Annotated in this window: 7 protein-coding genes and 1 riboswitch; of the genes, 3 read left to right on the forward strand and 4 right to left on the reverse strand. The window is 68.7% G+C overall.

Annotated elements, in window-relative coordinates:
* Positions 1–37: 37 nt before the first annotated feature.
* Together gcvT and gcvP are read right to left on the reverse strand one after the other, a co-directional pair.
* The gene (gene gcvT / locus M3C25_RS02535) at positions 38–1,174 is read right to left on the reverse strand and encodes a glycine cleavage system aminomethyltransferase GcvT (protein ID WP_259854896.1); all 1,137 of its coding nucleotides are present in this window, start codon (positions 1,172–1,174) and stop codon (positions 38–40) included.
* A complete protein-coding gene (gene gcvP, locus M3C25_RS02540) occupies positions 1,171–4,197 on the reverse strand; it encodes an aminomethyl-transferring glycine dehydrogenase (RefSeq protein ID WP_259854901.1) in 3,027 nt (1,008 codons plus the stop codon). Before gcvP ends, gcvT begins: the two co-directional genes overlap by 4 nt.
* Before the next feature lie 142 nt (positions 4,198–4,339).
* A riboswitch (glycine riboswitch) is annotated at positions 4,340–4,429 on the reverse strand.
* 249 nt (positions 4,430–4,678) lie between these two features.
* On the opposite strand from gcvP, the gene M3C25_RS02545 reads away from it, so the two are divergent.
* The 3 genes from M3C25_RS02545 (at position 4,679) to M3C25_RS02555 (ending at position 10,251) form a co-directional block, all read left to right on the forward strand.
* Positions 4,679–7,417 carry a choice-of-anchor M domain-containing protein gene (locus M3C25_RS02545; protein WP_259854903.1) on the forward strand — a complete coding sequence of 913 codons (2,739 nt, stop codon included), beginning with the start codon at positions 4,679–4,681 and terminating at the stop codon, positions 7,415–7,417.
* Positions 7,418–7,692: 275 nt separating this feature from the next.
* Entirely contained in the window at positions 7,693–9,087 is a 1,395-nt protein-coding gene (locus M3C25_RS02550) for an MBL fold metallo-hydrolase (protein WP_259854905.1), read from the forward strand.
* A 201-nt stretch (positions 9,088–9,288) separates the two neighbouring features.
* Complete coding sequence (locus M3C25_RS02555; protein WP_259854906.1) at positions 9,289–10,251, forward strand: FkbM family methyltransferase; 963 nt, start codon at positions 9,289–9,291, stop codon at positions 10,249–10,251.
* Positions 10,252–10,260: 9 nt separating this feature from the next.
* Here the strand turns inward: M3C25_RS02555 and M3C25_RS02560 are convergent, their stop codons facing one another.
* Positions 10,261–11,928 carry an amidohydrolase gene (locus tag M3C25_RS02560; RefSeq protein WP_259854909.1) on the reverse strand — a complete coding sequence of 556 codons (1,668 nt, stop codon included), beginning with the start codon at positions 11,926–11,928 and terminating at the stop codon, positions 10,261–10,263.
* A 108-nt stretch (positions 11,929–12,036) separates the two neighbouring features.
* Entirely contained in the window at positions 12,037–13,029 is a 993-nt protein-coding gene (locus M3C25_RS02565) for an inositol monophosphatase family protein (RefSeq protein WP_259854911.1), read from the reverse strand.
* Position 13,030 lies beyond the last annotated feature (1 nt).

A 13,030-nucleotide genomic window follows, 5' to 3' on the forward strand; every position in this document is an offset into this window, starting at 1 on the left:
GTCAGCCGTGCAGCGGTGGCCGGTGCAGGTGCGCCGGTCACTTCTTCCGGCGGTAGAACGGCAGTTCGGTCACGGTGAAGTCATAGGACTTTCCGCGGATGTCGACGCTGACCGCGGTTCCGGGTTCGGTGTGCTCCCGGTCGAGGTAGGCCAGCGCGATCGGGTGGCCGAGCGTCGGGGACGGCTGACCGGAGGTGATCTCGCCGATCTGCTCGCCGTCCAGCAGCACGGTCGCGCCCTGGCGGGCGGCGCGCCGGCCCTGTGAGGTCAGGCCTGCGAGCACGCGGGCCGGCTGCTGGGTCAGCAGTCCTTCGAGTGCTTCGCGGGCGAAGAGGTGCTCTTTGTTCTTGACGTTGAGTTCGACCATCCGCGACAGTCCGGCATCGAGCGGGCTGTGCTCGAGGCTGAGCTCGTTGCCGTACAGCGGCATGCCGGCTTCTAGGCGCAGCGAGTCGCGGGCGGCCAGACCGCACGGCAGCACCTCGCCGTCGACCTTCTCGGCCGCGGAGAAGAGCAGCTCCCAGATCGCCTCGGCCGAGGCGTTGGGCAGGTAGAGCTCGAAACCGTCCTCACCGGTGTAGCCGGTACGGGCGAGCATGATCTCAACCCCGTCGAGGGTCAGCGGCTGCCAGGCGTAGTAGCCGAGCTCGTCGAGCGACCCGCCGCCCCCGCCGGCGGCTTCGAGAATCGCCTGGGACTGCGGTCCCTGCACGGCGATGAGCGCGGTGTCTGCGGACTCGTCTGCCACCTCGGCGGCGGCGTCGGTGACGATCTCGGTGCGGAACTCCTCGGCCCGGGCGGTCAGCGCTTCAACGACGGCAGGGGTGTTCGAGGCGTTGGGCACGACGAGGAACTCGTCGTCGGCGATGCGGTAGGTGATGAGGTCGTCGACGAGCCCGCCGGCGGCGTCGACGAGGACACCGTACTTCGCCTTGCCGACGGGCATCGAGGAGTACTTGGCCACGAGCGCGTAGTCGAGCAGCGCGCCGGCATCGGCACCGGTCACCCGCACTTCGCCCATATGGGAGAGATCGAAGATGCCGGCGGCCTCGCGCACCGCACGGTGCTCGGCGAGTTCGGAGCCGTACTTCAGCGGCATGTCCCAGCCGCCGAAGTCCGTGAACGAGGCGCCGAGGCGGGCGTGGACGTCATGGAGTGGGGTGTGCTTGGTCATGCGTTGTCACCTTTCGCATCGGCGGCATCGGCAAGCTCCGCCTCGGTGTCGGAATCGGTTTCGAAGGCTTCGGGCGGCGGGCAGGAGCAGACGAGGTTGCGGTCGCCGTAGGCGCCGTCGATGCGGCGCACCGGGGGGAAGTACTTCGTCAGCTTCAGACCGGGCACCGGGAACACGGCGGTCTCGCGGCTGTAGGCGGCGTCCCAGTCATCCATCACGCAAGTGGCGGTGTGCGGCGCGGCGGCCAGCGGCGAGGCCTCGTAGGAGTACTCGTCGCCGATCGCGTCGATCTCAGCGCGAATCGACTTCATCGCAGTGATGAAGCGCTCGAGTTCGCCGAGGTCCTCGCTCTCGGTCGGTTCGACCATCAGCGTGCCGGCGACCGGGAAGGCCAGGGTCGGGGCGTGGAAGCCGTAGTCGATGAGCCGCTTGGCGACGTCCTCGGCGGTGACACCAGTCTTGGCGGTGATCTCGCGCAGGTCGAGGATGCACTCGTGCGCCACGAGTCCGTTCTCACCGGTGTACAGGGTCGGGAACTCCTCGGCCAGGGCGTGGGAGACGTAGTTGGCGCTCAGCAGCGCGGTCTTCGTCGCCTCGACGAGTCCGTCGGGTCCCATCAGCTTGAGGTAGGCCCAGGAGATCGGCAGCACACCGGCCGAACCGTACAGCGAGGCGCTGACCGGCAGGTCGAGGCTGTCGCGCTCACCGGCGACGAGCTCAGCCGAGCGCGGGTCGCCGGGCAGGAACGGTGCGAGGTGCTCGCGCACCGCCACCGGGCCGACTCCCGGTCCGCCGCCGCCGTGCGGGATGCAGAAGGTCTTGTGCAGGTTGAGGTGCGAGACGTCGCCGCCGAACTCGCCGGGCTGGGCGAGGCCGCACAGCGCGTTGAGGTTGGCGCCGTCGACGTAGACCTGGCCGCCGGCGTCGTGGATCTTCTGGCAGACCAGGCGCACATCGGATTCGTACACGCCGTGGGTCGACGGGTAGGTGATCATGATGCCGGCGAGCGTATCGCGGTGCTTGTCGATCTTCGCATCGAGGTCATCGAGGTCGATCGAGCCGTCGGCAGCCGTGCCGACGACGACCACCGAGAGTCCTGCCAGCACGGCGGAGGCGGCGTTGGTGCCGTGGGCCGACTGCGGAATGATGCACACGCGACGCTCGGGCTGGCCGTTGGACAGGTGGTAGCCGCGGATCGCGAGCAGGCCTGCGAGCTCGCCCTGGGAGCCGGCGTTGGGCTGGATGGAGACCTGGTCGTAGCCGGTGATATCGACGAGCATTTCGTTGAGTTCACCGATGAGCTCCCGCCAGCCGGCCGTCTGCGATTCAGGCGCGAACGGGTGGATGGTCGCGAACTCCGGCCAGGTGATGGCCTCCATCTCGACAGCGGCGTTGAGCTTCATCGTGCACGAGCCCAGCGGGATCATCGTCCGGTCGAGGGCGAGGTCGCGGTCGGCGAGCGTGCGCAGGTAGCGCATCATGAGCGTCTCGGAGCCGTAGGTGTTGAACACCGGGTGCGTCAGGAAATCGGTCTCGCGGTGCAGCGACTCAGCCCACTTCGGGGCCGGCACCTGGGCGGGCCCGAAGCCGCCCTGGCCGGCGCCGCCTGCCCCGGTGGTTCCCGCGCCCGAGGTGCCGAGCACGTCGTCATCGAGCCGCGCCTCGATGCCGAGGGCAGAAAGCACGGCGTTGGCGTCGGCAGGCGTGTGGGGTTCGCCGAAGGAGACGGTGACGTGCTCGTCATCGTAGCGGCCGAGGTTGACACCTTCCTTATCGGCGGCGGCGATGGCGGCACCGGCGTCGGGCACGCGCAGGGTAAGCGTGTCGAAGAAGTCGGCGGTGGCCACGCTCACCGCACCCGAGGCGGCGGAGCCTCCCGAGGTGCCGACCGCCTCGGCGAAGGCGGTGGCGAGGCGGTGGATGCGCGAGGCGATCTTCGCAAGTCCGACCGGGCCGTGGTAGACGGCGTACATGCCGGCGCACACGGCCAGCAGCGCCTGGGCGGTGCAGATGTTGGAGGTGGCCTTCTGGCGGCGGATGTGCTGTTCGCGAGTCTGCAGGGCCAGGCGATAGGCGGGCTTGCCGTCGGCGTCGACGGACACGCCGACGAGCCGTCCGGGCAGCATGCGCTTGAGCTTCTCGGTCACGGCCATGAAGCCGGCGTGCGGGCCGCCGAAGAACAGCGGCACGCCGAAGCGCTGGGCGGAGCCGACGGCGATGTCGGCACCCTGGGCGGCCGGCTCCTTGAGCATGGTCAGCGCCAGCAGGTCGGAGACGAAGGTGACGAGGGCGCTGCGCTCCTTGGCGGTGGCGACAGCGGAGTCGAAGCTGCGGATCGCTCCGGAGGTGCCCGGCTGGGAGCACACGATGCCGAACACATCTTCGCCGACGAGGCCTTCGGAGAGGTCGGCGACCTGGACTTCGAAGTCCATTGCCCGGGCACGGGCGCGGACGACGGCGATGGTCTGCGGGTGGGTCTCGGAGTCGAGGACGACGACCGAGCCCTTCTTGTTGGCCCGGCGCATGAGCAGCACCGCCTCGGCGACGGCGGTGGCCTCATCGAGCAGGGAGGCGTTGGCGATATCGAGGCCGGTGAGATCCTGGACGACGTTCTGGAAGTTCAGCAGCGCTTCGAGCCGGCCCTGGGAGATCTCGGGCTGGTACGGGGTGTAGGCGGTGTACCAGGCGGGGTTCTCGACGACGTTGCGGCGGATCACCGCGGGCATGATCGTGTCGTAGTAACCCTGCCCGATCATCTGGGTGCGCATGACGTTCTTGCCGGCGAGCTCCTTGAGTCGGGCGAGGACCTGGGTTTCGGTCAGCGCGGCATCGAGGCCGAGGGCGCGCTCCTGGGCGATGTTCTTCGGCAGCGCGGCTGCGGCGAGTGCATCGAGGGAGTCGTAGCCGAGGGCCGCGAGCATCTGCTCGACCTGTGCGGCGCGCGGGCCGATGTGCCGGTCGGAGAACGGCCGGGGCGCGTCTCCGGCGGCGGGAGTCGTATGGGCAAGGGAACCAGTCGTCATGCTTATCCTCACGCTTGATGGTCCGTCGCGGTGACGAACACACGAGTGCCGGGTGTTCCTCCCCGCTCTGTCAGACCTGCGCAGGTGCGAAACCTGTGCCGGTGAGGCGGTTGCCCGCCTGCTGGTACTCCTCCAGAGGTGCCTGCATGCTCCGGTACTGGGCCTGAGAGTTTCCCGGGGAGGGAATTGCACCTACGGCGCCGCCTGAGGGCGGCTCTCCCGAAGCATGTCGTCGCGGCTCCCACGATTCTACACGTCTCGGCGGCGGTCTTACAGGAGCTCCTGTGAGACCGGACACCCCGCCGGGGACCCCGCCTCATGCGCATCACGCGTCCATGTATCCATCGGCATATGACGACATGACCATAGGTGAGCTGGGCCGATACCTTTCAGCTCATACTCTTCATACTCTGGCCGCGCCGACGCGGCGCAGCCGAGCTGAGCCTGGCAGAGCGCCGGGCTTCGAGCCAGAAAGCAGATCATGCGAATTCCTCTCACGCGCACGCTCCGTGCGCCCTCCAGGCGACTCCGGGTCGCCGCGGCGGCGCTGGTGGCAGCCGCCCTCATCAGCCCGGCCGCAGCGACACTGCCGCTGACGGCCGATCCGGCTCACGCCGGGCCGAGCGACGGCATGAAGGTCGCCGCTCGCGCGCATATCGACAGCCCCCAGGTGTACTGGGATTCCGAGGCGAACGGCTTCGACCTCAAGACGAAGGTCGGTTCGAAGGCCTATGAGGCGCCGACGACCGTCAACTGGGTCGGCAAGGGGTGGAGTGCCCGCAGCGGCAAGTCCCAGTACCAGTTCACGGTGCCGAACAAGCCAGGCCTGGAGTTCCTCGGCAAGCCCGGTGAGACCTTCTATCAGGCGCCCATCCTGCCGGAGGGCAACCACCTGCCGACGTGGATCGGGTTCGGCGCTGAGGCCGGGATCCCGGCCAAGCGGTTCCGCAACGCCTCCTTCAGCCTCGATGTCCTCGACGTCGACGGGCCGGGCACCTTCGAGCTGTTCACCACCTACGAGGATCCGGAGAAGGTGTTCGTCAACCGGCTGATGTCCTCCTCGGAGAACGGCCTGCGTTCGGCCCGCCTCGTCGGCGGCGACCACACCCACAACACGACGACATTCTCCCGTCCGGGCACCTACGACATCACCTACCGGGCTGTAGCCCGCGACGACACGTCCGGGAAGATCATCGCCTCGAAGGACACGAAGTTCCGCTGGCAGGTCGGTGGACAAGAACCGGCCGCCGAGGCGAGCCCGAGTCTAGAGGACCGTTACGCCTCGGCCCCGGATGGACCGGTGCCCGGCACCTACACCTTCACCGCCGCACCCAAGGCGGACAAGGCCAAGGACGGCGACGACAAGCTCACGACGCTGACCTTCGACGCTGGCGACGCCTCGGTCACGGGCACGGCGACCGTGCTCATCAACGGCTACCACCTGACCGATATGCGCGTGGAGAAGGGCGTTGGGACGTGGGATGAGCACATCGGCCCGCGCACCTCGGACTTCCAGGTCGTCTTCACCCCCGATGGGAGCAAGCCGGGCAAGTGGATCTCACCGAAGCTCGGCTACGGTCCGGGTCAGCAGAGCACCCAGGTGGATTCCGCGAACGGTTCGGCTGAGCTCATGGGCAAGGTCAACGACCCAGCCAATACGCGGCTGAACACCGATGACATCACGCTTGACGACCTCGGCTACGACTTCTCGCTGACCGACAACGGCAACGGCACCTACAAGGCCCGCGTCGAGATGCATGACAAGAGCTTCCGCGGCTATGTCACCGGCGGGATGATGGAAACGCCAGACTCCAAGTACCCGACCGAGGAGTTCCAGGGCACGCTCGTCAACGGCGTGTGGGAGCACAACGAGGACGACTGGCTCATCGGCAAGCCCGATGCCGGATACACCCCGAACATCACGATCATCCCGCACGCGCAGGTCCGCGCCGAGGGCGCGACGATCAAGCTCGACACACCGTACACCAAGGAGAAGGGCATCACGCACTCCGGTGAGCTGACACCGGACAAGCACCTCTCCCCCTCACCGAGCCCGACGGGCTCTCCGACGGCTGAGCCGACAGGTTCCCCGACCGCCTCGCCGACGGCATCCCCGACCGCCTCGCCGACCGAGGATCCGACGATCCCGCCGGTGTGCACCGATGGTCGGAAGCTGCTCGATGACGGGCATGTCGATCTGAAGATGCGCCAAGCCGGATCCGGCATCGAGCTGAAGATGCATGACGACTCCGGCATCCACACCTCGGGCAAGCCGACTGAGCACGCGGTCTCCGACGTCGCCTTCGGCGTGCGCGACTCCGGTGTGGGCAAGCGCGGAGCCGATCAGGCCGATCCGGCCTTCGACTTCCTCGGCAAGCAGGGCGATACCTACTATGCGCTGCCGTTCGTGCAGAAGCGCGGGCTGCTGTGGCCTGGATACAACACCCAGGAGATCGACTTCGCCAAGCTCAAGGGCCCAGTGACGCTGTCGCTAACGGATGCAAAGACGCCGGAGGGCGCGCACTTCGCGCTCGCAGAGCAGGGATCGGGCTTCGGCGGCAAGCCTGAGCTGCGCCTGCAGTCGGGCACGGACAAGACCTCATTCCCGGTCACCTTCGCCACCCACGCCCACCCGATGTGGGTGTTCACCAAGCCCGGCGCCTACGAGCTGACCTTCCAGGCCTCGGCAACGGGAGCAGACGGCAAGAACCTGATCGGCGAGAAGCAGACGCTGCACGTGCACGTCGGCAAGGCAGCGATCGAAAAGTGCCTAGGCACCGGAACCGAAACGGAGACGCCGTCGCCCGAACCGACGGCGGAGCCGACGGCAACGACTGATCCGACTTCGGATCCGACAGCTGAACCGACGGCGGAGCCGACCGAGAGCACTGAGCCCACGGCGGATCCGACCGAGAGCACTGAGCCCACGGCGGATCCGAGCCAGAGCGCCGAGCCGACCGACACCGCCGATCCGTCTGAGTCGCCCAAGGCGACCGAGACCTCGGGCCCGGACGGTGACGATTCGGATCGTGACGGCTCCGGCAACGGCGGATCCGGTTCCGGTTCCAACGGCGATGCGAAGGCCGGCGGTTCGGCGGGTGGTGACTCCATCGGTGCGCTGCCGCGCACCGGCGGCAGCCTCATGGCCCTCGGGCTGGCCCTTCCTCTGCTCGGCGCCGGCGGCGCACTCCTTCTCGCCGCCCGACGCCGCAGGCGGTGATGCGGCGGCAGTGATCACCGCGGCATGACCAGATTCTCGGCCGGCAGGAGCAGACGCTTCTGCCGGCCGAGATGCATTCATCCGGCCGCCGCAAATGTCTGGTCATTACCCCTCCGGCGTCGATACACTGAGGGCAACCGGCCACGCGGCCACAGCCCTGCGGCCCCCTCCGCAGCACATCCGGGAATACCTCTGGGGGTATCATTGTTGTGGCGCAGGAAAGCGAAACCGTGATCAACCTCCGGCCCGCGCAGCGGGACGGACGAGGAGGACACATGCTCATCGAACGGATCTACGACGAGGACCTGGCGCAGGCCGCCTACTTCATCGGCTGTCAGGCGACCGGCGAGGCAATCGTCGTCGACGGCCGACGCGACGTCGAGTTCTTCCAGGAGTACGCCGCGAAGAACAACATGGCGATCAAGGCCGTGACCGAAACCCACATCCACGCCGACTACCTCTCCGGCACCCGCGAACTGGCTGAGGCCACCGGCGCGAAGATGTACGTCTCCGGCGAAGGCGGCCAGGACTGGCAGTACGGCTTCGAAGCCGAGCGCCTGAATGACGGTGACACCATCACCGTCGGCAACCTCACCCTCGAAGCCGTCCACACCCCCGGCCACACCCCCGAGCACCTGAGCTTCCTGCTCACCGACGGCGGCTTCACAGATGAGCCCGGCTTCCTGCTCTCCGGCGACTTCGTCTTCGTCGGCGACCTCGGCCGGCCCGACCTGCTCGACGAGGCAGCCGGCGGAGTCGACACCCGCTTCCAGGGCGCAAAGGACCTCTTCCGCAGCCTGAAGGAGAAGTTCATGCCGCTGCCGGACTACATCCAGGTGATGCCGGCGCATGGCTCCGGCTCGGCCTGCGGCAAGGCGCTCGGCGCCGTGCCGACCTCGACGGTCGGCTACGAGAAGGCCTTCGCCTGGTGGGCCAAGCACGTCAAGAACGACGACGAACAGGGCTTCATCGACGAGCTGCTCGACGGCCAGCCGGATGCGCACGCCTACTTCGGGCGGATGAAGCGCGAGAACCGCGACGGCCCGAAAGTCATGGGCGGCCGCCAGCCGCTGACCGAGCTCGACCTCGCGCAGGTCGCCAAGGACTTCGAGGCAGGCAAGGTCGTCATCGCCGACACGCGGACGCCCGATGAGATCCACGACGGCACCGTCAAGGGCGCGCTCGCCATCCCGGCGAACAAGCCGGCGACCTACGGCGCCTGGTCGTATGACCCCGAGGCGGAGTCGACGCCGATCGTGTTGCTGGCACCTGACGCCGCTGAAGCTCAGCGCATCTGGGATCACCTGGTGCGCGTCGGCATCGACGATGTGTCTGGCTACATCACCTCGCTGGACACGCTGGCCGACTACAAGCCGGAGGTCATCTCCCCGGCCGAGCTCGACCACACCGACTACGACCTGCTGCTCGATGTGCGCAACAAGACCGAGCACGCCGAGGGCCACATCCCCGGTTCGGCGCAGCTGAATGTCGGCCGCCTGCTGTGGAACCTCGACGAGCTGTCTGCAGACGGCACGATCGTGAGCTACTGCCAGTCCGGCATGCGCAACACGGTCGCAGCACAGGCCCTGCGCCGCGCCGGCTACGAGGTCATCGAGATCGACGGCAGCTTCGAAGGCTGGTCGAACTGGAAGCGCTCCGCCACCGCCTGATCAGCCCACCGGCACCTGAACACCTCAGGTGAGCAAACGGAATCGACAGCCTCCCCGTACCCACGGTGCGCCGGGAGGCTGTCGCCGTCTCCGCCTCGGGCGCGGTGGCACACCCGTCGCCGGGACCACCGGACACCTGTCGCCGGGACCGACAGTCGATAGACTGGCAGAACCAGGCCCCAGCACCAGGAGCTGACACCTATGGGTGACTACCGGCGCACGTTCCTCGGCCGACGCCAGCAGTGGTTCGGTCTCAAGCCTGCGGCCAAGCGCGCGCTCGCCAGCCCGCTCCTCCACCCGCTGCTCAGGCCGGCCACCCGGCTGCCGGGCATCACCATCGGCCGCCTGCCGGCGCCGGCCCACCTGACCGAGGTGACCGGCCGGGTGCGGACACTCGGGGCACCGGATGATGCGGCGGAGTTCGTGCTGCTGCGCCCCGATCGGTGCGAGATCGCCAAGGAGATGTACTGGGGCGCCGGCCGCCGGACCTCAGCTGCCGATGCCTTCGCCCTCGACCTCATGGCCACCCGTGCGGCCGACGCCGAAGTGTTCCTCGACATCGGCGCCTATACCGGCATCTTCTCCCTCGCCCTGGCTGCTGCCCACGCTGACCTGGAGATCCACGCCTTCGAGATGGTGCCCGCGGTCGCCGATGCGTGCCAGGCCAACATCGAGCGCAACGGCTTCGGTCAGCAGATCGCCCTGCACCGGATCGGGGTCGGCGACCCGGATGTCGTGCTCAGCGTGCCGTGCGGGGACGGCGGGTCGGCGCTGCCGTCGTTCTACTCGGTCGACATGGAGTTCTCCTCCGGGACCGAGGTGTCCTGCCGCAGCCTCGATGGGTTCGCTAAGCAGTTCGGTCCTGGGGATCGCGTGCTGCTCAAGGTCGATGTCGAGGGCGCGGAGAACACTGTCTTCGGCTTCGGCCAGCAGCTGCTGGCCGCCCACCGCCCGGAGATCCTGTGCGAGGTGCTGCCCGCCCGCGCGCAGCCGCGCGAGCTCGAGAAGCTGCTGGCCCCGCACGGGTACTCCTACTATCTGGTGGGCGAGGGCGTGCTGGAGCACCGGCAGCGGATCGTGCCCGATGAGGACTTCCGCGACTGGTTCTTCACCACCGCGACGCCCGGTGAGCTCGCTGCCGCCGGTGTGCCGGTGCGGGACTGAGCCTGCGGTTCAGCGGGCGAAGGCGACCTCGCCGTTGACGATGCTGAGGTCGACCTGCAGATCGCGCACCGCACAGGCGTGCTCGAACAGCGCTTCCTCGGACTCGCACCTTCCGGTCACACCGTCGGAGCCGGCGTGTCCGGTGATCGGGTCGGTGTCGACGACGATGAGGTCGGCGTCCATGCCCGGCATGATCCGCCCGGACTGCTTCTCCCGGCCGGCAGCGTAGGCGGCGCCGGCGGTGTGGGCTTCGATGGCGGCATAAGCGCTGATGCGCCGGTGCGGCTGGAAGGTCGTGGAAGGATCACCGCTGATGTCGGCCCGGGTCATCGCCGCGTAGATCGCCGCCCAGGGGTCGGAGGGCTCGACCGGCCCATCGGAGCCGAAGGCCACCGGCACGCCGGCAGCGGCGATCTCACCCCAGGCGTAGGCGGCCAGCTGCGGATCGGGCCTGAGCGCCTCCAGCAGGTGCAGATCGGAGATGCAGTGTCTCGGCTGCATCGAGGCGACGATGCCGAGCTCGGCGTAGCGGGCGATGTCATCGGGCTGGACGAACTGGACGTGCTCGATGCGGTGGCGCAGGCGCCGTGAGTAGATCCGCTCAGCCTCGCGGGAGATCGAACGGGTGCGGGCGAAGGCGGAGAGCACGTGGTGGTTGGCCTGATCGCCGATCGCGTGGATGGCCAGTGACAGCCCGGACATGAGCGCATCGGTGATCTGCTCGCACAGCACATCCTCGCTGGCGATCTCCATGCCGTAGTGATCGCAGGTGCCCGGATACGGGCTCGACATGTACGAGGTCTGGGATCCCAGCGCCCCGTCGGAGAACAGTTTGAGCCCACCGCGGGTAAACCACGCGTCCCCGTCGCCGGTGCGCCAGGCGATCCCCTTGGCCCAGTCGAGTTCGTCGAGGCGCAGGTACTTCAGCACCCGCATGAGCTGGCCGCCGCCGGCACCGATCCCCTGTTCGCGCAGGGCCGCCCAGGTGCCCGAGGAGATCTGCCCGTCGATGTCGTGGATGCCGGTCAGGCCCTCGGACAGCCACTGCTGCTGGGCTGCGCGCATCCGCTGCATGCGCATCTCGATCGGCGGGGCGGGCACGAGGCGTTCGACGATCGTCGCAGCGTCCTCGCGCAGGATTCCGGTCGCCTGCCCATCAGCGTCGCGGACGATCTCGCCGCCGCGCGGGCTCGGGGTGTGCTCGTCGATCCCGGCCGCGCGCAGGGCCGCGCCGTTGCACCACAGCGTGTGGTAGTCGATCGACCACAGCGCCACCGGCCGATCCGGCAGGGCGGCATCGAGCAGCTCCCGGTCGGGCTGGCCGGGGGTCTCCCAGGTGTTGCAGTCCCAGCGCCCGCCGGTGACCCACACGCCCGGTGGCAGGGATTCGGCGTGGGTGCGCACCGCCTCGACGGCGTCCGGCAGGCTGCGCACCTGGCGCAAGTCGACCTCGGCGAGTGAGTCGGCGTACATCGTGGCGTGGATGTGGGCGTCGACGAGGCCGGGCAGCACGGTCTGGCCTCGGCAGTCGATGATGTCCGCGCCCGAGGTGGTGGCGCGCAGCTGCGCATCGTCACCGACAGCGGCGATGCGTCCCGCATCGATGAGGACGCCGGTGGCGTGGGGATGGGCCGGGTCGAGCGTGTGCACATTGGCACCGGTGAGGAGTGTGGGCACGGGTCTCCAGAGTCCGTCGGTCAGGGCTGGCCGGGCAGGCGAGCCTGCCGGCCGTCACTGCTCACGGTACTCCAGGCGCGGTGTGCGGCGGTGAGGGCGCACCGGTTCTCAGGGCTGACCGGTGCGCTGCTGGCGGTGGATCGCCTCGATCCGCTCGACGTCCTCGAGCGAGCCGGCGGCGATGCACAGGTCGCTGCCATCACCGGTGCCGTGGTGGTGGGAGGGCCTGCGGACGTGCAGGCCGGCCTCTTCGGCGATGAGGGCGCCGGCCGCGTAGTCGTACAGGCCCAGCCGGCGCTCATAGTAGACATCGACTCGGCCCGCTGCGGCCTGGCACAGGTCGATCGCAGCAGAGCCTGCCCGGCGCATGTCGTCGAAGCCCTCCATGACCTCGGGCAGCACCGCGAACTGCTCATCGCGCTGGGCGCGCGCGTAACCGAAGCCGGTGGCCACGAGCCGGCCGCGCTGGCCAGGGTTGCGACCCTGCAGACGGGTGAGCGCTACCTCAGGAGCGGACAGACCACCGGAGTCATCGCTGACTGGTTGCAGGTCGCTGACCTGGCCTTCGAACATCCACGCGCCCTGACTGCGGCGGGCGAGGAAGACCTTGCCGAGCTCCGGGGCGGCGACGAGGCCGGCGAGCCAGGTGTCCGGATCGGACGCGTCGAGGTCATCTGGGTCGGGGGTTCGGACCCCGATGGAGAAGGCGTAGTCTTCGATGCCGCGCACGAAGTTCACTGTCCCGTCGATCGGGTCGACATGCCAGTCCAGCGGCTGATCTCCGGCGGCAGCGCCGGCGGCCGGTGGGACGCCCAGTCCGGCGGCGATCTGCTCACCGCCTGCCACCTCGGTCACGGAAAGCGCGGCGGCGTTCTCCTCGCCGATCATCGCGTCACCGGGACGCCGGGAGGCCAGGTACCAGCGCACGAGCGCCTCGATCTCAGCGTCGGCGGCGGTGACGAGGTTGTTGCGGTCGCCCTTGGCCTCGACGTCGGCTGCGCTCAGCTCCTGACGCCAGTGCCGCATCCGGGCGGTGGCGATGTGGGCGGCGTCGCGGCAGAGGGCGAGCAGGGGGTCTGCGAGGAGATCGGCGGAGTCCACG

Origin of the sequence: Brevibacterium luteolum (assembly GCF_025147615.1) — a bacterium.
GTDB lineage: Bacteria > Actinomycetota > Actinomycetes > Actinomycetales > Brevibacteriaceae > Brevibacterium > Brevibacterium luteolum.

Coding starts and splice junctions, on each gene's coding strand:
- gcvT (WP_259854896.1), bottom strand. CDS start 1,174: ATGACCAAGCACACCCCACTCCATGACGTCCACGCCCGCCTCGGCGCC.
- gcvP (WP_259854901.1), bottom strand. CDS start 4,197: ATGACGACTGGTTCCCTTGCCCATACGACTCCCGCCGCCGGAGACGCG.
- M3C25_RS02545 (WP_259854903.1), top strand. CDS start 4,679: ATGCGAATTCCTCTCACGCGCACGCTCCGTGCGCCCTCCAGGCGACTC.
- M3C25_RS02550 (WP_259854905.1), top strand. CDS start 7,693: ATGCTCATCGAACGGATCTACGACGAGGACCTGGCGCAGGCCGCCTAC.
- M3C25_RS02555 (WP_259854906.1), top strand. CDS start 9,289: ATGGGTGACTACCGGCGCACGTTCCTCGGCCGACGCCAGCAGTGGTTC.